The 22,665-nt window shown below is 63.6% G+C and carries 19 protein-coding genes; 15 read left to right on the top strand and 4 right to left on the bottom strand.

Annotated features, from left to right (window positions below; genetic code table 11):
• The first annotated feature begins 82 nt into the window (after positions 1–82).
• From FJ959_RS30060 to FJ959_RS30105, 10 genes are all read left to right on the top strand, one after another.
• Positions 83–2,068 (top strand): CocE/NonD family hydrolase, encoded by a 1,986-nt coding sequence (locus FJ959_RS30060; protein ID WP_140633673.1) that lies wholly within the window; start codon positions 83–85, stop codon positions 2,066–2,068.
• Between the two features lie 153 nt (positions 2,069–2,221).
• A complete protein-coding gene (locus tag FJ959_RS30065; RefSeq protein WP_140512805.1) occupies positions 2,222–3,808 on the top strand; it encodes an ABC transporter substrate-binding protein in 1,587 nt (528 codons plus the stop codon).
• 15 nt (positions 3,809–3,823) lie between these two features.
• A complete protein-coding gene (locus tag FJ959_RS30070; protein ID WP_140512803.1) occupies positions 3,824–4,783 on the top strand; it encodes an ABC transporter permease in 960 nt (319 codons plus the stop codon).
• Between the two features lie 11 nt (positions 4,784–4,794).
• The gene (locus FJ959_RS30075) at positions 4,795–5,619 is read left to right on the top strand and encodes an ABC transporter permease (RefSeq protein WP_140501190.1); all 825 of its coding nucleotides are present in this window, start codon (positions 4,795–4,797) and stop codon (positions 5,617–5,619) included.
• Entirely contained in the window at positions 5,619–7,274 is a 1,656-nt protein-coding gene (locus tag FJ959_RS30080; RefSeq protein ID WP_140501254.1) for an ABC transporter ATP-binding protein, read from the top strand. The genes FJ959_RS30075 and FJ959_RS30080 overlap by 1 nt, the downstream gene beginning before the upstream one ends.
• 114 nt (positions 7,275–7,388) lie before the next feature.
• Positions 7,389–8,972: an ABC transporter substrate-binding protein gene (locus tag FJ959_RS30085; protein ID WP_140633675.1), complete on the top strand. Its 1,584-nt coding sequence runs from the start codon at positions 7,389–7,391 to the stop codon at positions 8,970–8,972.
• Between the two features lie 81 nt (positions 8,973–9,053).
• Positions 9,054–9,893 carry an alkaline phosphatase family protein gene (locus tag FJ959_RS30090; RefSeq protein WP_140501194.1) on the top strand — a complete coding sequence of 280 codons (840 nt, stop codon included), beginning with the start codon at positions 9,054–9,056 and terminating at the stop codon, positions 9,891–9,893.
• Positions 9,894–10,019: 126 nt separating this feature from the next.
• On the top strand, positions 10,020–10,586 hold the full coding sequence (locus FJ959_RS30095) for a sigma-70 family RNA polymerase sigma factor (protein ID WP_140512795.1): 567 nt from the start codon (positions 10,020–10,022) through the stop codon (positions 10,584–10,586).
• On the top strand, positions 10,583–11,251 hold the full coding sequence (locus FJ959_RS30100; RefSeq protein WP_140501198.1) for an anti-sigma factor: 669 nt from the start codon (positions 10,583–10,585) through the stop codon (positions 11,249–11,251). Before FJ959_RS30095 ends, FJ959_RS30100 begins: the two co-directional genes overlap by 4 nt.
• Positions 11,241–12,671: a S8 family serine peptidase gene (locus FJ959_RS30105; RefSeq protein ID WP_140633678.1), complete on the top strand. Its 1,431-nt coding sequence runs from the start codon at positions 11,241–11,243 to the stop codon at positions 12,669–12,671. Before FJ959_RS30100 ends, FJ959_RS30105 begins: the two co-directional genes overlap by 11 nt.
• 74 nt (positions 12,672–12,745) lie before the next feature.
• On the opposite strand, the gene FJ959_RS30110 is transcribed toward FJ959_RS30105, so the two are convergent.
• From FJ959_RS30110 to FJ959_RS30120, 3 genes are all read right to left on the bottom strand, one after another.
• Positions 12,746–14,092, bottom strand: a complete 1,347-nt coding sequence (locus FJ959_RS30110) for an FAD-binding oxidoreductase (RefSeq protein WP_140633681.1) — start codon at positions 14,090–14,092, stop codon at positions 12,746–12,748.
• Between the two features lie 169 nt (positions 14,093–14,261).
• Positions 14,262–15,284, bottom strand: a complete 1,023-nt coding sequence (locus tag FJ959_RS30115) for a substrate-binding domain-containing protein (protein WP_140501204.1) — start codon at positions 15,282–15,284, stop codon at positions 14,262–14,264.
• A 16-nt stretch (positions 15,285–15,300) separates the two neighbouring features.
• Entirely contained in the window at positions 15,301–15,525 is a 225-nt protein-coding gene (locus FJ959_RS30120; RefSeq protein WP_140525610.1) for a hypothetical protein, read from the bottom strand.
• 122 nt (positions 15,526–15,647) lie between these two features.
• On the opposite strand from FJ959_RS30120, the gene FJ959_RS30125 reads away from it, so the two are divergent.
• From FJ959_RS30125 to ugpC, 5 genes are all read left to right on the top strand, one after another.
• Positions 15,648–17,003, top strand: coding sequence for an ABC transporter substrate-binding protein (locus tag FJ959_RS30125; protein ID WP_140633684.1), 1,356 nt, complete (start codon positions 15,648–15,650; stop codon positions 17,001–17,003).
• A gap of 263 nt (positions 17,004–17,266) precedes the next feature.
• Positions 17,267–18,280 carry a sugar ABC transporter permease gene (locus FJ959_RS30130; RefSeq protein WP_140501210.1) on the top strand — a complete coding sequence of 338 codons (1,014 nt, stop codon included), beginning with the start codon at positions 17,267–17,269 and terminating at the stop codon, positions 18,278–18,280.
• Position 18,281: 1 nt separating this feature from the next.
• Positions 18,282–19,436 carry a carbohydrate ABC transporter permease gene (locus FJ959_RS30135; RefSeq protein ID WP_140501212.1) on the top strand — a complete coding sequence of 385 codons (1,155 nt, stop codon included), beginning with the start codon at positions 18,282–18,284 and terminating at the stop codon, positions 19,434–19,436.
• A gap of 4 nt (positions 19,437–19,440) precedes the next feature.
• Positions 19,441–21,105: an alpha-glucosidase gene (locus tag FJ959_RS30140; RefSeq protein WP_140567869.1), complete on the top strand. Its 1,665-nt coding sequence runs from the start codon at positions 19,441–19,443 to the stop codon at positions 21,103–21,105.
• 25 nt (positions 21,106–21,130) lie between these two features.
• Positions 21,131–22,243, top strand: a complete 1,113-nt coding sequence (gene ugpC / locus FJ959_RS30145) for a sn-glycerol-3-phosphate ABC transporter ATP-binding protein UgpC (protein WP_140633687.1) — start codon at positions 21,131–21,133, stop codon at positions 22,241–22,243.
• A gap of 87 nt (positions 22,244–22,330) precedes the next feature.
• Here the strand turns inward: ugpC and FJ959_RS30150 are convergent, their stop codons facing one another.
• Positions 22,331–22,567, bottom strand: a complete 237-nt coding sequence (locus FJ959_RS30150; protein WP_140501218.1) for a DUF680 domain-containing protein — start codon at positions 22,565–22,567, stop codon at positions 22,331–22,333.
• Positions 22,568–22,665 lie beyond the last annotated feature (98 nt).

Raw genomic sequence — 22,665 nt, forward strand, 5'->3', positions numbered from 1 at the left:
CAGCGGCACAGGTCGCATATTCCACTGCTCCAGTCGCGAATGGCGATTGAAACTTGCCGCGCCGCGAGGCGTTATGCGCGCCATGAAAACCGTCACCGAGTTTCCCCGCAAGGTCGTCGAATTCCCTGATATGGGCATCGTTATGCCGGATGGCTGCCGGCTGTCGGCGCGGGTGTGGATGCCGGAAGATGCCGGCGACGATCCGGTGCCTGTCATCCTCGAGCACCTGCCCTACCGCAAGCGCGACGGCACCATCTTTCGCGACCAGCTGACGCATCCCTATTTCGCCGGCCACGGCTATGCCTCGATCCGTGTCGACATGCGCGGCAATGGCGATTCCGAAGGGCTGATGGACGACGAATATTCCGAGCAGGAGTTGCAGGACGCCTGCGACGTCATCGCCTGGGCGGCGGCTCAACCCTGGTGCAACGGCAATGTCGGCATGATGGGTATTTCCTGGGGCGGCTTCAACTGCCTGCAGGTGGCAGCCATGCAGCCGCCGGCGCTCAAGGCGGTCATCAGCCTGTGCTCGACCGTTGATCGCTATGCCGACGACATCCACTACAAGGGCGGCTGCCTGCTGCTGGAAAATTTCGGCTGGGCCTCGACAATGCTGTCCTATTCGTCACGGCCGCCGGACCCGCTGCTGGCGGGCGACAACAGATGGCGCGACCTGTGGCTCAGCCGACTGGAGAACCAGTCGTTCCTTTTGCCGCTCTGGCTTGGCCACCAGCACCGCGACGCCTACTGGAAACGCGGCTCGATCTGCGAGGATTTCTCCGCCGTCAAGGCCGCGGTGCTGTCGATCGGCGGCTGGCATGACGGCTACCGCAACACCATCTCGCATCTCGTCGCCAACATCGAGGCGCCGGTCAAAGGCATCGTCGGCCCCTGGATCCACAAATACCCGCATTATGCCGGGCCCCAGCCGGCAATCGGCTTCCTGCAGGAAGCGCTACGCTGGTGGGACCGCTGGCTAAAGGGCGTCGAGACCGGCGTCGAGGCCGACCCGGCCTACCGCGCCTATGTGATGGACAGCGTGCGGCCGGCGCGCTGGCATCCGGAACGGCCGGGCCGCTGGGTGGCGGAGCGGCAGTGGCCTTCGCCCGACATCAAGACGCAAACGATCGAATTGATCCCGGCGGGCGGTAAATCCGTCACCATCGCTTCGCCGCAAAGCTGTGGGCTGGCCGGCGGTGAGTATTTCCCGTTCACCTTCGGCCCGGAATTGCCGGGCGACCAGCGTCCCGACGACGCGCTGTCGGTGTGTTTCGACCAGCCGGAACTCGCCGAGGCGATCGACGTCGTCGGCGCACCGGAAGTCTACGTCCGGTTATCCTGCGACCGCCCGCAGGCCAACATCGCGGTGCGGCTTTGCGACGTACATCCCGATGGCGCCTCCGAGCTGATCTCCTATGGCGTGCTCAACCTCACGCATCGCCTCTCCCACGAATTCCCGCAAGCGCTTGTCCCCGGCGAGAGCGTTTCGGCACGCGTCGTGCTCGACCAGTGCGCCTATCGCGTGCCGGCCGGCCACCATTTGCGCATAGCCGTCTCGAACGCCTACTGGCCTATGATCTGGCCCTCGCCGGAGCCGGTCCGCCTAAGCCTGTCGGCGGCGACGCTGAAGCTGCCCCTGCGCCCGCTGGCGACGGGCGACGAGGTCACGTTCGCCGCGCCGGAGGCCGCTTCCCCCTGGGCAACCGAGACCATCCGCCCGGCCAATTCGGAACGCCGCGTCAACCGCGACGAGAAGACCGGCATCGTCACGCTTTCCATAGAAGACGATTTCGGCGAGGTGCGCGATCTTGCGCATGGCCTGGCGAACGGCAGCATCGCCCGCGAGACCTGGACGATTCATCCGGACGATCCGTTGTCGGCCGCGGGACGGACGCATTGGACGCAAACCCTGTCGCGAAGCGGATGGTCGGTGCGCACCGAAACATCGGCCGAAATACGCTCCGACGCCAAAAACTTCATCGTAAGCGCCCGAATTGAAGCTTACGAAGGCGAAAAACTCGTCTTCGAACGCAATTTCGAACAGGCGGTTCCGCGCTCGCTTGTTTGAGCGGCAAGGCATTGGTCCAATTGCGACGTGCCATTTACGCCACGGCATGTCGCATTCGGTCTTGCTTACCGCTTTCCCTTGCGGTCATTATTCCCCTCACAAGAAACAAGAAAACGACCACTAAGGTCGAACCAACAGAGTGAGGAACTCAAAATGTCAAACGAACTGGAATTCCTTAGCCGACGTGTCGCTTCAGGCAAGCTCAGCCGTCGTGATTTTCTCGGCCGGGCGGCAGCGCTCGGCGTCACCGCGACCTTCGCCAACTCACTGCTTTCGAGCGCGGCGCGCGCAGCCGGTCCGGTCAAGGGCGGGACGCTCAAGGCAGGCCTGGTTGGCGGCGAGTCCACCAACAGCCTGGATCCAGCCCTGTTCATGACGCAGGTGCCGTTCGCCTTCGGCAAAATGTGGGGCGAACTGATCGTCGAGCTTTCCCCCGAGGGCAAGCTCGAGAACCGCATCGCCGAGGAGATCGGCTCGTCCGACGATGCCAAGGTCTGGACACTGAAGATCCGCGACGGCGTCGAATTCCACAATGGCAAGACGGTGACAGCCGAAGACGTCGCCGCCACGCTCGAGCGCCATTCGGACGAGAAGTCGAAGTCCGGCGCGCTCGGCTACATGAAAGGCATCGAAAGCATCAAGGCCAGCGGCAAGGAAGTGGTGCTGACGCTGAAGGAGGCCAATGCCGATCTGCCCTACCTGCTCAGCGACTACCACCTGATCGTCCAGCCCAATGGTGGCAAGGACAAGGCCGATGCCGGCATCTCGGCGGGCCCTTACAAGGTCACCACCAACGAGCCCGGCGTGCGCCATGGCGGTGAGCGCTTCGCCAACTACTGGCAGGGCGACAAGATGGGCCATGCCGACCAGATCGAGATCATCGTCATCAACGACGCCACGGCCCGTACGGCAGCCCTGCAGGGCGGCCAGGTCAACATGGTCAACCGCGTCGAGCCGAAGATCGTCGACCTGATCAAACGCGTGCCGGGCGTCACCATCCGCAACCATGCGGGACCGGGGCACTACGTCTTCATCATGCACTGCAATACGGCGCCGTTCGACAATAACGATCTCAGGATGGCGCTGAAGCTGGCGATCGACCGCGAAGAAATGCTGAAGAAGGTGCTGCGCGGTTACGGTTCGCTCGGCAATGATTTCCCGATCAATGCCGCCTACCCGCTGTTCACCGAGATCGAGCAGCGCACATACGATCCGGACAAGGCCAAGTTCCACTACAAGAAGTCGGGGCATGACGGTGCGGTGCTGCTCAGGACCTCCGACGTCGCCTTTCCCGGCGCCGTCGACGCGTCCCAGCTTTTCCAGCAGAGCGCGGCCAAGGCCGGCATCCAGATCGAGCTCAAGCGCGAGCCGGGCGACGGCTACTGGAACGAGGTCTGGAACAAGCAGCCCTTCTGCGCCTCCTATTGGGGCGGACGCTCGACCCAGGACCAGATGTACTCGACCGCCTACCTGTCGACCGCCGACTGGAACGACACGCGTTTCAAGCGCCCGGATTTCGACAAGATGGTGCTGGCGGCGCGCGCCGAGCTGGACGAGGCCAAGCGCAAGGCGATGTATCACGACATGGCCGTCATGGTGCGCGACGAAGGCGGCCTGATCCTGCCGATGTTCAACCAGTTCATCGACGCCACCGGCGCCAAGGTGGGCGGCTGGGTGGACGATCCGCACCAGGAGTTGATGAATGGCTATGCCCTGGCAAAGTGCTGGCTCGAAGCCTGAGCCGGCCTTGCCCAGATGTCCTCACCCATCGTGAAACTGGTGGCCCAGCGCGTTGCGCTGGGCATCCTCCTTTTGTTGGCCGTCTCGGTCCTGATCTTCGCCGGCACACAGATCCTGCCCGGCGACGTCGCGCAAGCCATCCTAGGGCAGTCGGCGACACCGGAATCGCTCGCCAATCTGCGTGAGCAGCTTGGTCTCAACGACCCGGCCTATATCAGGTATTTCCGCTGGCTCGGCGGCGTTTTGACCGGCGATCTCGGGACCGCCATGTCGAGCGGACAGGATATCGCAACATCGATCAAGGGCCGGCTGTGGAACACGCTGTTCCTCGCCTTCTGGGCGGCGATCGTGGCCATTCCACTGGCCATAACGCTTGGCCTGATCGCGGTGCGCTACCGCAATGGCTGGGTCGACAAGCTGATCTCGGGACTGGCGCTCGCCTCGACCTCCTTCCCGGAATTCTTCATCGGCTACTTGCTGGTCTTCTACTTCGCAGTTCAGCATCAGTGGTTCCCCGCCATCTCGACCGTATATGACGGCATGCCTTTCGGTGAACGCATGCAGGCGATCGCGCTGCCGGCGGCGGCGCTGACGCTGGTGGTGCTTGCCCATATGATGCGCATGACGCGCGCGGCGATCCTAAACGTCATGCAATCGGCCTATGTGGAGACCGCCGAGCTCAAGGGGCTCTCGGCTTTCGCGGTCATCCGCAAACATGCCTTCCCGAACGCCATCGCGCCGATCATCAACGTCGTCATGCTCAACCTCGCCTATCTGATCGTCGGCGTGGTCGTGGTCGAAGTGATCTTCGTCTATCCCGGCATGGGGCAGTATCTGGTCGATCACGTCACCAAGCGCGACGTGCCGGTGGTGCAGGCGGTCGGACTGATCTTCGCCGCCGTCTATATCGGCCTCAACATCATCGCTGACATAGCGGCAATCGTCGCCAATCCGCGCCTGAGGCATCCCAAATGAAGAGGGCGGGCATGCTCGACATCAAACGCATCCCCGTGCCCGCGCTGGTCGGCCTGGTGCTGACGGCCCTGTTCGTGCTGGCGGCCATCTTCGCGCCGTGGCTTGCGCCGCACGGCAATGGCGAGATCGTCGGCGACGTCTGGGAGCCCATGTCGGCGGCGCACTGGCTGGGCACCGACAACCTTGGCCGCGATCTGCTGTCGCGCATGATCTATGGTGCGCGCATCACCCTTTTCATCGCAGTGCTCGCCACGGCGTTGTCCTTCTCGCTTGGCGCCATTCTCGGCTTTTCGGCGGCGGTGTTCGGCGGCTGGTTCGACACGCTGCTGTCGCGCCTCGTCGATCTTCTGATGTCGATCCCGACGCTGATCATGGGCCTTGTCGTGCTCTCGGTGCTGCCGACAAACCTGGTGACGCTGATCCTGGTGATGGGCATTCTCGACTCGACCCGCGTCTACCGCCTGTCGCGCGCGGTGGCCGTCGACATCAACGTCATGGACTATGTCGAAGCCGCCAAGCTGCGCGGCGAAGGCAGCACCTGGATCATCTTCCGCGAGATCCTGCCCAATGCGCTGTCGCCGCTGGTCTCGGAACTCGGCCTGCGCTTCATCTATGCCGTGCTGTTCCTGTCGACGCTCTCCTTTCTTGGCCTCGGCGTACAGCCGCCGGATGCCGACTGGGGCGGCATGGTCAAGGAAAACAAGGACGGCATCGTCTTCGGCATTGCCGCGGCGCTCATACCGGCGGCCGCGATCGCGGCGCTTGCGATCTCGGTCAATCTCGTCGCCGACTGGGTGCTCAACCGCACGACAAGCCTGAAAGGAGGACGCGGATGATGGCCGACAGCAAAGCGAAATCCAGCCCGCTCCTCGATATCCGCAACCTGCGCATCGAAGCCATGGTCTACCCACCGGGCGAAGCGCCAAAGACCATCACGCTCGTCCACGACGTCTCGCTGACCCTGGAAAAGGGCAAGGTGCTCGGCCTGATCGGCGAATCCGGTGCCGGCAAGTCGACCATCGGCCTGTCTTCGATGGGTTATGGGCGCGGCGGCGTGCGCATCACCGGCGGCGAGGTGCTCCTCAACGGCCGCGACATCCTCAAGGGCGGCAAGGAAGGTTTCCGCAGGCTGCGCGGCCGCGAGGTCTGCTATGTCGCGCAGTCGGCGGCAGCGGCGTTCAACCCGGCGCACAGGCTGATGGACCAGGTTGTCGAAGCCACCCTCCTGCACGGCAGGGCGACGCGCGCGGAGGCCGAGAAACGCGCCGTCGCGCTGTTCAAGAAGCTGAGCCTGCCCAATCCCGAAACCATCGGCGAGCGTTTCCCGCACCAGGTCTCCGGAGGCCAGCTGCAGCGTGTGATGACGGCGATGGCGCTGTGCTCGGAACCGGACCTGATCGTCTTCGACGAGCCGACGACGGCGCTCGACGTGACGACGCAGATCGACGTGCTGTCGGCGATCAAGGACGCCATCCGCGACACGCATGTGGCCGCGCTCTACATCACCCACGACCTCGCCGTCGTCGCCCAGGTGTCGGACGAGATCATGGTGCTGCGCCACGGCCGGCTGGTCGAATGGGGCGGCACCCGCCAGATCATCAAGGAGCCGCGCCAGGAGTACACCAACGCTCTGGTGTCAGTGCACGAGATCGAACACGCCGAGCAGAAACCCGGCGTCTCGCCATTCCTGTCCGTGAAGAACGTCACCGCCGCGTATGGCGGCGGTCATGTCAAGGTGCTGAAGAACGTCTCCGTCGATATCTATCCCGGCCAGACGCTGGCGGTGGTCGGCGAGTCCGGCTCCGGCAAGTCGACGCTGGCGCGCGCCATCACAGGGCTCCTGCCGCCCGAACAGGGCACGGTGACCTTCGACGGGCGCCCGCTTGCCAACCGGCTTGCCGACCGGCCGAAGGAGGATCTGCGGCAGCTGCAGATGATCTACCAGATGGCCGACGTGGCCATGAACCCGCGCCAGACCGTCGGCACCATCATCGGCCGGCCGCTGGAGTTCTATTTCGGCATGCGGGGACGTGAGCGCGACCGGCGCGTCGCCGAATTGCTCGACGAGATCGAGATGGGCAAAGGCTTCCTCGACCGCTATCCGGCGGAGCTGTCGGGCGGCCAGAAGCAGCGCGTCTGCATCGCCCGCTCGCTCGCCGCCAAACCGAAGCTGATCATCTGCGACGAGGTGACCTCGGCGCTCGACCCGCTGGTGGCCAACGGCATTCTCAAGCTTTTGTTGAACCTGCAGCAGCACGAGAAGGTCGCATATCTCTTCATTACCCACGACCTTGCGACGGTAAGGTCGATCGCCGATTCGATCGCGGTGATGTATCGCGGCGAGGTGGTCCGTTACGGTTCCAAAAGCAAGGTGCTCACACCGCCTTTCGATGCCTATACCGACCTCCTGCTGTCCTCGGTTCCGGAAATGGAGATCGGCTGGCTGGAAAAGGCGATCAAGGGGCGACGCATGGCGAGCGCCGGGAACTAGCCAGCGGTTCGCCAGTCAAGGAGATGACGAACGTCATCCGGATGCAACACTGGAGGGCCAGACGTCCTTCGGACGGCATCGCCTGTGTGCGGTTGTTTCAAAAAGGGGTAGGACATGAAGACTGAACTCGACCATCTCGCTGAACTCGCCGGCCAAGGCCGGATATCGCGGCGTGACTTTCTCGGGCGCACCGCGGCGCTGGGCATGTCGGCGGCGCTGGCAACGACGCTGGCCGGGAAAGCCTTCGCGCAGACGCCGGTCAAGGGCGGCATTCTCAAGGCCGGCCTGCAGGGCGGCGAATCGACCAACAGCCTCGATCCGGCGCTGAACCTCAGCCAGGTCACCTTCAGCTTCGGCAAGCAGTGGGGCGAATATCTGGTTCGCCTCACCCCCGACAACAGGTTGGTCAACCTGATCGCCGAGGACATCGGCGCTTCCCCGGATGCCAAGACCTGGACGATCAAGATCCGCGACGGCATCGAGTTCCACAATGGCAAGACGGTCGGCGCGGAGGATGTCGCGGCCACCATCGAGCGCCACGCCGACGAGAAGTCGAAGTCGGGCGCACTCGGCATTCTCAAGAACATCAAGGGCATCAAGGCCAACGGCAAGGAGGTCGTCGTCACGCTTGCCGACGCCGATGCCGACTTCCCCTATCTGATGGCCGACTATCATCTCGTCATCCAGCCCAATGGCGGCAAGGACGATCCGAACGCGGGCATCAGCGCCGGCCCCTATAAGGTGACCGTCAACCAGCCCGGCGTGCGCCATGGCGGCGAGCGCTTCGCCAATTACTGGCAGGGCGACAAGGCGGGCCATGCCGACCAGGTCGAGATCGTCGTCATCAACGATGCGACGGCGCGGCTGGCGGCCCTGCAAGGCGGCCAGGTGCACATGATCAATCGCGTCGAGCCGAAGGTGGTCGATCTCGTCAAGCGCATCCCCGGCGTCAGCATCGAGAACGTTTCGGGCAAGGGCTATTACCCGTTCAACATGTTCTGCGACACCGCGCCCTTCGACAACGGCGATCTCAGGATGGCGCTCAAGCTCGCCATGGACCGCGACGAGATGCTGGAAAAGATCCTGCGCGGCTACGGTTCGGTCGGCAATGACTTCCCGATCAACGAGGCCTATCCGCTGTTTTCGGCCATCGAACAGCGCAAGTTCGACCCGGAAAAGGCTGCAGCGCTCTACAAGAAGTCGGGCCACAGCGGCTCGATCCTGCTGCGCACCTCCGACGTCGCCTTCCCCGGGGCCGTCGATGCGGCACAGCTCTATCAGCAGAGTGCCGCCAAGGCCGGCATCAAGATCGAGATCAAGCGCGAGCCTGGCGACGGCTATTGGTCGGAGGTCTGGAACAAGCAGCCTTTCTCGCTGTCTTACTGGGGCGGGCGTGCCACGCAGGACCAGATGTATTCCACCGGCTATGTGTCGAACGCCGACTGGAACGACACGCGTTTCAAGCGGCCCGAGTTCGACAAGATGCTGTTTGCGGCGCGCGGCGAGCTCGACCAGGACAAGCGCAAGGCGATCTATCACGACATGGCCGAGCTGATGCGCGACGAAGGCGGATTGATCGTGCCTTTCTTCAACCAGTTCATCGACGCCGCCACCAACAAGATCGGCGGCTTCGCCAAGAGCCCGATCGGCGAGATGATGGACGGCTACGCGCTCGCCGAATGCTGGCTGAACGCCTGACATCAAGTTCCTGCCGAGCACGCCGCGTGTCCGTGCGACACGCGGCGTGCTCGTTCCCCCGACAATCGCATGGAGCAGCTCGTGGCGCTCAAGACCAAACTGTTGCTGATCATCCTCGACGGCGTGCCTTACCGGAACTGGCGCCGGCTGATGGGCAACCTCGAAGGCTGGGTGCAGTCGGGCGAAGCGCGGGTATGGAAGATGCGCTCGGTGCTGCCGTCGACCTCGGCCTGCTGTTATGCTTCGATCCACACCGGGGTGCCGCCGCAGGCGCATGGCATTCTTTCCAACGAGAACCGCTTCCGCGTCAGCCAGCCCGACATCTTCTCGGAGGTCACCGGGGCCGGGGGAATAACCGGCGCGGTCACCCACTCCTACTGGTCGGAGTTCTTCCGTTCCTACCCGTTCGACCTCGTCGAGGACATGGAGTATGACGAGCCGGGCGGGCCGATCACGCATGGCCGCTTCCACACCATGACCGGCTACAACGCGCGCAACCAGATGACGCCGAGCGACGTCGACCTGTTCGCCACGCTGACCATGCTGAGCAGCCGCCACGGCATCGACTACGGCATCCTGCACACTTGCACGCTGGACTCGATGGGCCACCGTTTCGGCCATGACTGTCACGAGATGGACCATGCCTGCTACGCGATGGACGGCATGCTGGCCGCTTTCCTGCCGCGCTGGCGCGACGCCGGCTATGAAGTGATCGTCACCGCCGATCACGGCCAGACCGACCGCGGCCACCATGGCGGCCATGATGAGGAGATGCAGGATTTCGCGCTGTATTATTTCGGCGCCGGCAAGGGACCGGATGCCGACACACTGCTCGACCAGCTGCAGCTGGCGCCGACGGTTCTAAGCCGACTGGGGGTGTCGGTGCCGGCGACGATGAAGGCGAAGCCTTTCCTGAGCTAGCTTCCCCTTCACCCACTGGCAAGGCTCATCTTCTTCGGTTAGCCTCCGCAAATTCCTTGGCGGAGGATGAACCTTTTTGAGCCGATCAGCGACAGAGCAGGCAGGAGCCAGGCGGCTCGATCGGTCATGACCGGCGCGATGGAGACCGATCGCGCGCTTGTCGAGCGGGTCGCGAAGGGCGACCGGGCCGCCGTGCGGCTCCTGTTCATGCGCCACCACGCGCGGATATACCGCTTCGTGGCGCGCCAGACGGGATCGGAAATGATGGCTGACGACATCGCGAACGAGGTGTTCCTCGAACTGTGGCGCCAGGCGCCGGGTTTCGAGGGACGTTCCGAAGTCTCGACATGGCTGCTCGGCATCGCCCGCTTCAAGGCTCTGTCCCTGTTGCGCAAGAAAAAGGAAGACTGGATCGACGACGAGGCCGCAGCCGCGGTGCCCGACGGCGCCGATACGCCCGAGATCGTTGCCATGAAGGAGGACAAGAGCACCGCCCTGCGCCGCTTCATCGATGCCTTGCCGCGCGAGCATCGCGTGGTCATCGATCTCGCCTATTATCAGGGGCAATCGGTGACCGAGATCGGCGAGGTGCTCGACATCCCGGTCGCGACCGTCAAGACCCGCATGTTTTATGCCCGCAAGAAACTCGGCGAAGCCCTCAAGGCCGCCGGTTACGACAGGGGGTGGCCATGAGCGCCGCTGAAAAGATGTCGCGCCGCGACGAAATGGAAACGTTGCTGCCGTTCTACCTGAACGGTTCGCTGGAAGGCTCGGAACTGGAGGCCGTCGAGGAATGGCTGGCCAGCGATCCGACGGCGATGGCCGCCCTTGGCGAGGCGGAGGCTGAATTCTCCAGCACCGCGGCCGCCAATGAGGCGATCCGTCCGCCGGCCGATGCGCTGAGCCGCTTTTCCAGGGCGCTCGATGCCGAGGCTGGCCCGGCGCGCGCCGCCGCCGGTTCGTCCTGGCTGGCGCAGGCCTGGAGCCGCTTCATGGCGCTGCCGGTCGGCGTCGCCTGGGCGGCGGCCGCGGCTCTGCTGGCGCTGGTCATGGTGCAGTCGTTCGTGCAGCCCGGCGGCAAGGGCGGCAATTTCGAGATCGCGGGCGCGCAGGACGAGATGGCGAAGATGCCGTTCGCCCTGGTCAAGTTCAGGCCCGACGCGAAAATGTCCGACATCGCCGCCTTTCTCGGCAGCAGCGGACTGAAGATCCTGGACGGACCGACCGCCGAGGGCGTGTTCCGGCTCGGCATTCCGGCCGCCAACGCGGCCGACTACACCAGGCAACTCGGCCTTGTTGCCGCCCAGCCTTTCACCGACACCGTGATCGAGGGAAGGAAACCGGCCGATGGCGGCTGAGGCGGTCATTCGATTTGCGGCAATCCTTGCGGCGGCGATGACGATCGCCACCGGGCCTGCGTCGGCGCAGGGCAACGACGCCAATGCCGACCGAAAGATCGACTGCCGCGACGGCACCGATGCGGCAGGCGCCGACTGTGGCAAGGACGGCAAGGGCGGCGGCGACAGTGACGGCGCAGCCGGTGCCGTGTTTCTTCCCGCCCTGATCGTCGACCTGTTTCCCAATCCGGCCGCTCCCGCGGCACCGGTGCCGACGCCACGGCCGGACCCGGCGGCGCCGCCCGCCGGCACGCAGGCCGGACCGCCTTCGGGCGGGCCGATCGTCTCGCCGAGCGATCTCATCGCCGTTCAGCCGCCACGCGCCGTGGCCGGCGATTTCGTGCCCGACGAGGTGCTGGTGACCGTCGATGGCGATGCGGGCGCCGTGCAGCAGATCGCCGCTTCCTTCGGCCTCGATGTGCGCTCGCAGCGGCGGTCGTTTCTGCTCGGCACCATGCTTGTGCGCTTCGGCATTCCCGACGGCCGCCCCGTCGGCGTGGTGCTGGCGCAGCTTGCCGCCGACAGCCGCACGCAGCGGCGTGAGCCCAACCATATCTATTCGCTTCAGCAGGCGGCGGGCATCGTCAACTATGCGTTCGAGCGCATCGCGCTCGACGCCAACCAGGCGAGCGGCGAGAACGTCCGCGTCGCGGTAATCGATACCGGCGTCGACGACACCAATCCGACACTGGCCGGGGTCATCGCCGGCCAGTTCGACGCTATGCCCGACGTGCCGGTCGAAGAGCGCGACCACGGCACCTCAATCGACGGGCTGATCGCCGGCGTCGGCGCGCTCAAGGGCATGGCGCCCGGCGCCAGGATCTATCACGCACGCGCCTTCGAAGGCGGCAAGTCGACAATGGACGTCATCCTCGCTGCGCTCGACTGGGCGGCCGAGCAGGACGTGCGCATCATCAATATGAGTTTCGTCGGTCCGAAGAACGACCTGCTCGGCGTCGCCTGCCGCAATGCACGCGCGCTCGGCATGGTTCTGGTCGCCGCCGCCGGCAACAACGGGCCCAAGGCGCCCTATGGCTACCCGGCCGCCTTCGACGGCGTCATCGCGGTGACCGCCACCGACGCCAGGGATGGGCTAATGCCGCAGGCCAATCGCGGCGGCTATGTCTTCATCTCGGCGCCGGGCGTCGAGATGGTGGCGCCGAGCGGAGCCGGCTCGGATGTCGTCACCGGCACATCGTTCGCCGCCGCGATCGTCTCGGGCGCCATTGCCAATCTCATCCACGCCGCGCCGGACCGCTCGGCCGACGCCATCGAAAAGGCGCTTGCCGCAACGGCCCGGGATCTCGGTTCGAAAGGGCGGGACGATGACTTCGGCTACGGGCTGCTGGACATCAAGGCCGCCGAGACGGCGAAGGAATGATCCTTGGCAACATGCTCCTAAATTCAGTCGGCTATTTGCGATGGCCGAGACGGGACGAATGCTGGACTAAACATCTAGAGGGCCGGACCCAACCGAACGGCGCTTCCATCATAGAAGCGTGACAGCCGAAAGCGGCTGAGATCATGCCCACTCGCGTTACCCTGTATCAGGTCGGAAACGACGCGACCGATTCCAGGTCCGATACCGAAGCCGTGACCACTCATTCCCGTGGCCACGAAAAGACCGACGACTGCCCGGGCGTGATCCACGACGGGGACGACATCGGGCATGGCGTCAATCATGCCTCCCCAGCCTGCCTTCAAGCGAACTGTTTCGAACTGTGGAAAAAGGCGTCTGAAATTGCGCTCTACAGAACGGAGGCCGGAGCGTTCAGCGGCCGGGTTGAGCACGCGCATTCTTTCGAAAGGACTCTGGGAATCCGGGGTCCAATCGCGCGGAATCGACCAGCTGTCAGGGTAACCCGATGGGGCGCACGGAAAGTAGCGGGTTCCGAGCGGGTTGGCCATGAGGGCGGGAAGATACTTGGTGGCGTGCCGGAATGCGTCGGGTCCCAGGTAAAGCAAATTACTGCCTCCCGGGGCGAGCGTGTATCCGCCATCCTGTCGGCGCCTGAAAGCGATGTGTTCGTCCGCTGCCGCACCTGCATAGATTTCAGGCATAGGCTCCGTTGCGGCTACGGTTACCCTGACGCTGAGTTGGGGGATGGAGACGCCGTGTCTTCTCAGGAACAGCGACGACCAGGCGCCGCCCGCGACCAGTACGCTGGAGGTTTCAATGTATCCCGCCTCGGTCCACACTCCTCTGATCCTGCCAGCTGAGATTTCGAGGGTTCGCGCTGCGCAATTCTCTATGATCTTGGCGCCTTTTCGGACGGCAAGACGAGCAAGCGCAGGTACCGCCAACCAAGGCTCCGCGCGCATGTCGGAGGGCGTCGTCATCGCGCCCTTGAACTTGCGCGACATGCCCTTGATGAGTTTCGCGGTTTCGTCCGCGTCCAGGAGGCGAGTGTCGAGCCCATGGATGGCGGCGATCTTCATGAACTCTTCGAAACCGGCCATGTCCTTGTCGGAGTTCGCCAGATAGGTCACACCTGTCTGGTCCAGCCCGATGTCTTCGCCGCATTCCTCAGCCAGTTGCCGCCATAGGCGAAAAGCCTCGATGACAATTGGCAGTTCATCTGCGTCGCGCCCCTGCTTTCGAATCCAGCCCCAATTTCGGGACGATTGTTCGGCCGCAACGCGGCCTTTTTCCAGCAGCGTGACCGGAATGTTCCGCTCCGCCAGGAAAAGAGCCGTCGTTACGCCGATAATGCCGCCACCAATGATGACCACCTCCGAACGCTTCGGCGGTGGGCCAGGATGTTGGATTGGGTCCATTTCGGAGAACGGGAATATGGGCAAATTGGGCATCCAGGAGGGCTGGTTGATGGCTTTGGCTTACTGGTTGCCACCCTCTAAAAGCCAAAGCAAGCGCGGTGCAGGCAGACCACTATCCATGACACTGCAATCGATCTTCCGGCAACGCCCGCAAGCGGTCGAACTCGGCCCCTCGGAGCGATTGGCTCTAACCCTAGGCAGGCGCTCCGGCAACCGACCCCCTGATCACCAGGTCGACCGGCCAGACCTCGCCGCGCGGGCCCTCCTCCAGGCCCGATATCCGTGCGGCCAGACGCTCGGCGATGCGGGCGCCGGCGAGCCGGATCGAGGAGCGCGTCGTCGACAGCGGTACGGAGAAATTCTCCGGCTTCAGCCATGGGAAGACGTCGTCATGTGCAATTAATGAGATGTCGCCGGGGATGCTCAGGCCGAGGTCGCGCACGGCGCGCACGACGCCGAGCGCCATGATCAGGCTGGAGCAGGCGATCGCGGTCGGCGCGCCGTCCTGTTCGAGCAGGCGCCGGGCGGCGCGATAGCCGTTCTCCTCGGTCATGGCAACGGAGCAGACATGGCGGTCGCCCAAGGTCAGGCCGCTCGCGGCGAGCGCCCGGCGCACGCCTCGCTCGCGATGCACGGCGAAGGTTTCGCGGTCATCGCCATTAATCAGCGCCAGCCGCCGGTGGCCGAGCTGGACGAGCAGCCGTGCCGCCTCGTGAAAGGCGCCCTCATTGTCGATGTCGAGATAGGGATAATCGAAATCGAAACCTTCGCTGCGGCCATGGATGATGAAGGGTATGCCAAGCGTGTTGACCAGCGCCACGCGCCGGTCGGCCGGCGTCGGCGAGGAGATGTAGACGGCGTCGACCTGGCGGTTGGCGACGATGCGCCGGTAAGTCGTCTCCTGGTCGTCGGCGTCGGCGGGAGACAGCACCAGGTCGAGCTCGTGCGAGCGCGCATAATCGCCAAGGCCAGACAGGAATTCGACGAAGTGCGGGTCGATGTCGACGGCAGCACCCGTCGGCAAGACATAGCCGATCATTCCGGACTTGCCGGTCGCAAGCCGGCGTGCGCTCGGATTGGGGCGATAGCCATGGCGCTTGGCGGCGTCCATGACGCGCCGGCGCGTCTCTTCGTTGACCTCGGGATAGCCGTTCAGCGCCCGGCTTACCGTGGTCTGCGAAAGCGCCAGCATGTGCGCGAGTTGCTTCAGGTTCACGAGAGGACTCCATGCCTCAAAGCGCTTTTAAATTGAATCGACCCAAGCCCTGCGGCAGGCCCGTCATATCATGGCGACCATAGGCAGGCTTGGTGCAGGTTTGAAACATAAATTGCTGCTGCACTGCCAAAAAAGCATGCTGCAGCGCGATTTTCCAGGCGCCAGACTCCGGAATTAAATCGATTAAGTTACCACGCCTCTTGACTTCTGGACGATTCAATGGCGAGATCGAAATAGCCAAAGCGCTTTGGAAGACTCTTCGAAAGGTTGCGGTTCCTTTCCGACTGAGTCACAGTCCTGCGGCGTCGGCGGGCGGAATGGAGGTTCCGTCCGGTGTTTGTGACCCACTGGGAGGGAATACCGATGAAGAAAATGCTTATGCTGGGCGCCGCGCTTGCCGTGCTCGCCCTCGGCGCGCCCGCGCAGGCCGAGCTGAAATTCAAGCCGGGCGAGGACAAGCGTTTCAACTGGGCAAACTACGAAGAGCTCAAGAAAATCGACCTCAAGGGGGAGACCCTGTCGATCTTCGGGCCATGGCGCGGCGAGGACGAGACCCTGGTGCGCGGCGTACTCGATTATTTCTCGGAAGCCACCGGCGCCGAGATCAAATATTCCTCCTCGGAAAATTACGAGCAGCAGATCGTCATCGACACGCAGGCCGGCAGCCCGCCCAACATCGCCGTTCTGCCGCAACCCGGCCTGATCCAGGACCTTGCTTCCAAGGGTCTCTTGACGCCGCTCGGCGACGATACCGCCAAATGGGTCAAGGACAATTACGGCGCCGGCCAGTCATGGGTCGACCTCGGCACCTTCAAGGACAAGGACGGTAAGCCGGGCTTCTTCGCCTTCCCCTACAAGGCCGACGTGAAGTCGCTGGTCTGGTACTCGCCGGACAATTTCGAGGAAGCCGGCTACAAGGTACCGAAGACGCAGGAAGAACTCGCCGACCTCGAGAAGAAGATTATCGCCGACGGCGGCACGCCATGGTGCATCGGGCTCGGCTCGGGCGGCGCCACCGGCTGGCCGGCGACGGACTGGGTGGAAGACCTGATGCTGCGCACGCAGTCTCCGGAAACCTACGACAAATGGGTGAAGAACGAGATCCCGTTCAACGACCCGGCCGTGGTCAATGCAATCGACATCTTCGGCAAGATCGCGACCGACGACAAGATGGTGGATGGCGGCGCCAAGGCGGTCGCGGCCACAGATTTCCGCGACAGCCCCAAGGGCCTCTTCGCGGTGCCGCCGAAGTGCTACCTGCACCATCAGGCGTCGTTCATCCCGACCTTCTTCCCCGAAGGCACGAAAATCGGCCAGGACGCGGACTTCTTCTACTTCCCGCCTTATGCGTCCAAGCCCGAACTCGGCACCCCCGTGCTCGGCGCCGGAACGCTGGCGATGATCACCAAGGACTCGAAGGCCGCCCGCGCGTTCATCGAATTCCTTAAGATGCCGCTGGCCCATGAGATCTGGATGGCCGAAGGCGGTTTCGTGACGCCGTTCAAGGCGGTCAACAAGGATGCCTATGCCAGCGATGCGCTGCGCAAGCAGGGCGAGATCCTGGCCAATGCCTCGACTTTCCGTTTCGACGGGTCGGACCTGATGCCGGGCAAGATCGGCGCCGGCGCCTTCTGGACCGGCATGATCGACCTGGTCGGCGGCAAGTCGGCGCAGGACGTCGCCACCGACATTCAGAAGAGCTGGGACGCGATCAAGTAAGAGCCGCACCCGCGGAGGCCTAGGCTTCCACCTCCCGAGCGGATCCGGGCCAGTTGGCCCGGATCCGACCGGCCCCATCGCAACATCCCAGCCCGGCCAACCGGGACGGGTCAGATCCAGTCGTGACAGCGTAGACATTCCGGCATGCGGCGGGCACGGAGCCACACGCTTCCCTGCCTGCTCGCGCTCAACAACGAGATCGGCGCGCGGCGCAATCGCAAGGATCGTTTCCATCCTGGCGGGTCGTGCAGGGAGAGGGACCCATGGCGGCTCAGATTTTCTCGGCCATATTCGTCATCATCATCGGCGTCGGCGGCTGCGTCGCCTATTTCTGGGGCGCCAACAAACTGCTCGACGTCACCTTCCCCTCGCGCGGCGTCTCGGGCGCCGCCGCCGTCGACAATCTGCGCCGGCAAGGGCTGATCCGGCCCTGGCTGTTCGTCGGCCCGGCGATGATCATCCTGACCATCTATCTCATCTATCCGGTGGTCGAGACGCTGCGGCTGTCCTTCCTCGATCGCGGCGGCGCCAATTTCGTCGGCCTGGCCAATTATCAATGGGCTTTCGGCGACCGCGAGTTTCGCAATTCGATCCTCAACAATGTGCTCTGGCTAGCCGTAGTGCCCGCCGCCTGTACCTTCCTTGGCCTGATCATCGCCGTGCTTACCGACAAGATCTGGTGGGGCACGATCGCCAAGAGCCTGATCTTCCTGCCGCTGGCGATCTCCTTCGTCGGCGCCAGCGTCATCTGGAAATTCATCTATGAGTATCGCGGCGAAGGCCAGACGCAGATCGGCATCCTGAACGCCATCATCCAGCATTTCGGCGGCCAGCCGCAGGTCTGGATATCGCTGCCGTTCTGGAACAATTTCTTCCTGATGGTGATCCTGATCTGGATCCAGACCGGCTTTGCCATGGTCATCCTGTCTTCGGCGCTGCGCGGCATTCCGGAAGAGACGCTGGAAGCCGCCGTCATCGACGGTGCCAATCCGTTCCAGATCTTCTGGAAAATCATGGTGCCGCAGATCTGGGGCACCATCGCCGTGGTCTGGACCACAATCACCATCCTGGTGCTCAAGGTATTCGACATCGTCCTGACCATGACCAACGGCCAATGGAACAGCCAAGTGCTGGCCAATCTGATGTTCGACTGGATGTTCCGTGGCGGCGGTGATTTCGGCCGCGGCGCGACAATCGCCATCATCATCATGATCGCGGTCATTCCGATCATGGTCTGGAACATACGCCAGGCCAACAAAGAGACGGGAGGACATTGAGATGACCGTCGCGACCGGAAACTCCTTCGCCAGCCGCTTCGGCGTTCACATCGCCGTCCTGGTCTTCGTTGCGATCTGGACCATGCCGACGCTCGGCATCCTGGTATCGTCGCTGCGCGACAAGGACCAGATCATCGCCTCGGGCTGGTGGAACTCGTTCGCCAGTTCGACCCAGACCGAAGCTGGACGCCTGCCGCCCGCCTCGGCGCAGGTCGAGAAGGACGGCAAGTTCGTCCTCCAGGGCAACATTTTCGGCGATGGCGCCAAGCGCGAGATCAGCGCCTTCGGCGTCAAGTCGGCGGCACCGACGCAATATCCGGCCGGCACATCGGCCGATCTCGGCGACGGCGTTACCTTGCAGCTCAATGCCGACGGCAGCTTCGTCATGACCTCGCCCAAGGCGTTCGAGGGCGACCGCGGCCAGCGCGTCTACTATGCCTCCTCGGCGCCGCCGAAATTCACCACCGACAATTACAGGACCGTGCTGTTTTCGGAAGGCATCGGCCGCTCCTTCATGAACTCGCTGACCGTCACTATCCCGGCGACCGTCATCCCGATCCTGATCGCCGCCTTTGCGGCTTACGCTCTGGCCTGGATGCGCTTTCCCGGGCGTGCGCTTCTGATCGCGGTCATCATCGGCCTGCTGGTGGTGCCGCTGCAGATGTCGCTGATCCCGCTGTTGAAGCTCTACAACGGCGTCGGCGCCTTCTTCGGCGTGCCCTCCAAGACCTATCTCGGCATCTGGCTGGCGCATACCGGCTTCGGACTGCCCTTCGCCATCTACCTCTTGCGGAGCTACATTGCCGGCCTGCCGCGCGAGATCATGGAATCGGCGCGCATCGACGGCGCCAGCGATTTCGAGATATTCGTCAAGATCGTGCTGCCGCTGTCATTTCCCGTGCTGGCGTCCTTCGCCATCTTCCAGTTCCTGTGGGTATGGAACGATCTCCTGGTGGCGATGGTTTTCCTTGGCACGGAGGCGGATCAGATCGTGCTGACCGCCAAGCTCAATGCCTTGCTCGGCTCGCGTGGCGGCGACTGGGAGATCCTGACGACGTCGGCTTTCGTGACCATCATCGTGCCGCTGATCGTGTTCTTCTCTTTGCAGCGCTATTTCGTCCGCGGGCTGCTCGCAGGCTCGGTGAAAGGAGGCTGAAACCATGCAATCCGCTTTGAAAGCCAGTTCGAGGCCCGATCTCGCCGTCGATAGCGACTGGTGGCGAGGTGCCGTGATCTACCAGATTTATCCGCGCAGCTACCAGGACTCGAATGGCGACGGCATCGGCGACCTCAAGGGGATCATCGGGCGGCTGCCCTATATCGCCGCGCTCGGCGCGGACGCCATCTGGATCTCGCCCTTCTTCAAATCGCCGATGAAGGATTTCGGCTACGACGTCTCGGATTACTGCGACGTCGACCCGATGTTCGGCACGCTGGCCGATTTCGACGCGCTGACGGCGGAGGCGCACAGGCTGGGGCTGAAGGTGATGATCGACGAGGTGCTGTCGCACACCGCCGACATCCATCCCTGGTTCAGGGAAAGCCGATCGAACCGCAGTAATCCGAAAGCCGACTGGTACGTCTGGGCCGATCCCAGGCCGGACGGCACGCCGCCCAACAACTGGCTGTCGATCTTCGGCGGATCGGCCTGGCAATGGGACACCAGCCGCCAGCAATATTACCTGCACAACTTTCTCGCGGAACAGCCGGACCTCAATTTCCACAACGGCGAAGTCCAGGACGCGCTGCTCGACGTGACCCGCTTCTGGCTGGAGCGCGGTGTCGACGGGTTCCGCCTCGACACCATCAATTTCTACTTCCACAGCCAGGGGCTGGAAAACAACCCGCCGCTGCCGCCGGAGCAGCGCAACGACCAGACCGCACCCGCGGTCAATCCCTACAACTACCAAGACCACATCTACGACAAGAGCCGTCCGGAGAACCTCGGCTTCCTCGAACGCTTCCGCGCCCTGCTCGACGAATATCCGGCAACGGCCGCGGTCGGCGAGGTCGGCGATTCACAGCGCGGACTGGACGTTGTCGCGGCCTATACAGCCGGCGGCAAGCGCGTGCACATGTGCTATTCCTTCGACTTCCTGGCGCCGGAAAAGATCAGCGCCGCCAAGGTCCGTTCGGTGCTGGAAACCTTTGGCAAGGTTGCCAGCGACGGCTGGTCGTGTTGGGCCTTCTCCAACCATGACGTGATGCGCCCGGCCTCGCGCTGGGCCGCCAACGAAGCCGACCCGACCGCCTATCTCAAGGTTATCTCGGCATTGCTGATGTCCTTGCGCGGCTCGGTCTGCATCTATCAGGGCGAGGAACTGGGGCTCGGCGAAGCCGAATTGCGGTTCGAGGATCTGCAAGATCCCTACGGCATCCGTTTCTGGCCGGAATTCAAGGGCCGCGACGGCTGCCGCACGCCGATGGTGTGGGACGGCAGCGCCAGGAATGGTGGCTTCTCCCAGGCAAAGCCGTGGCTGCCGGTGCCGGCCAAGCACCTGTCGCAAGCCGTCAATGTCCAGCAAGGCGATGAGCATTCGCTGCTCGAACACTACCGGCGCTTTCTCGGCTTCCGCCGTGCCCATCCGGCGTTGGCCAAGGGCGATATCAATTTCATCGAAAGCCAGGGCGACACTGTCGCCTTCACGCGCCGCGCGGGCAACGAGCAGATCGTCTGCGTCTTCAACCTGGGATCCGGGCCAGCGGAGGTTGACCTTGGCGGTCGATCGCTGCAACCTTTGCCCGGACACGGATTTTCGGGACAGCAGAGCTCCGGCTCCATCCGCCTCGGCGGCTACGGCGCCTGGTTCGGGCGCATCGACTGAATTCTAGGGACCACTGGAGGGAAACATGGCCGATGTCACGCTGAGGCAAGTGAAGAAATCATACGGCAATCTCAACATTCTGCACGGCATCGACCTCGACATCAAATCGGGCGAGTTCATCGTCTTCGTCGGGCCGTCGGGTTGCGGCAAGTCGACATTGCTGCGCTCGATAGCAGGGCTCGAGGAGATCACCTCGGGCGAGCTCAGAATAGCCGGCGAGGTGGTCAACGACGTGCCGCCGTCGAAACGCGGCATCGCCATGGTGTTCCAGTCCTACGCGCTCTATCCGCATATGACGGTCTACGACAACATGGCGTTCTCGATGAAGATCGGGAAGGAAAGCAAGGCCGAGATAGACAAGCGCGTGCGCCAGGCGGCAGAGATCCTGCAGCTGACCAACTATCTCGACCGCCTCCCCAAGGCGATGTCGGGCGGCCAGCGCCAGCGCGTGGCCATCGGCCGCGCCATCGTGCGCAACCCGAAGGTGTTCCTGTTCGACGAACCGCTGTCGAACCTCGACGCCGCGCTGCGCGTCGCCACCCGCATCGAGATCGCCAAGCTCAAGGAATCGATGCCCAACACCACCATGATCTATGTCACCCACGACCAGGTCGAGGCGATGACGCTGGCCGACCGCATCGTGGTGCTGAAGGAGGGCCATATCGAACAGGTCGGCACGCCGATGGAACTCTACAAGAAACCCGGCAATCTGTTCGTTGCTCAGTTCATCGGCTCGCCGGCCATGAACATCCTGCCGGCGACCATCGACAAATCGGGCAATCCGACCGCCATCAGTCATGTCGGCGGCCGCAAGGCTACGGTGCCGATCGCGACGCCGGCCTCGGCCAAGGGCGCGTCGGTGAGCTTCGGCGTGCGGCCGGAGGACCTGACGATCGCCGGCGGCACGGACTATCTGTTCGAAGGAACGGTGGATTATGTCGAGCAGCTCGGCGAGGTGCAACTCGTCTATGTCGACATCAGCCGCGCCGACCTGCCGCTGGTGACCAAGCTGCCGGGCAATGTCGAGGTCAAGCGCGGGGCGACACTGCGGCTGAGCGCCGACGCCGGAGACCTTCATATCTTCGACGCGGATGGACGATCCTTCGCGCTGCACGAGACGGAAGCGAAAGCGGCCTGAGAGCAGGCCATGAATTAATTGCCGGTCACGCAAAAACAGGAGCGGCGGGCAAAGCCCGCCGCTCGTGTTTGGTGTCAGCTTCGGCTGTTAGTGGCCGAAGAGATTCCGGTCACTGCCCTGAGGGGCGGACTTGTGTACATCGCCCGACGAATTGAGCAGCTTGTAGACGGGCGAGCCGCTGTCGCGGATCGAAGCCGTGTGCGCATTGTCGACCGAGGTGACGGCAGGCTGATTGGCGCCATTGGAGCCATAGTTGTCGCTGCTGGCGAAAGCGCTGCCCGAAACGGCCAGGACGGCGGCGGCAGCAAGGATGATCTTCTTCATTTCAAGTCTCCTGAATTTTCGAATTTCGCCAGGACGGCGGAAGGCCCGCCGTCAACTGGAGATCGGCTGTTAGTTGTTGCCGAAGAGGTTGCGATCGG

Origin of the sequence: Mesorhizobium sp. B2-2-4, assembly GCF_006442375.1 — a bacterium.
In the GTDB taxonomy this organism is placed as follows: Bacteria; Pseudomonadota; Alphaproteobacteria; order Rhizobiales; family Rhizobiaceae; genus Mesorhizobium.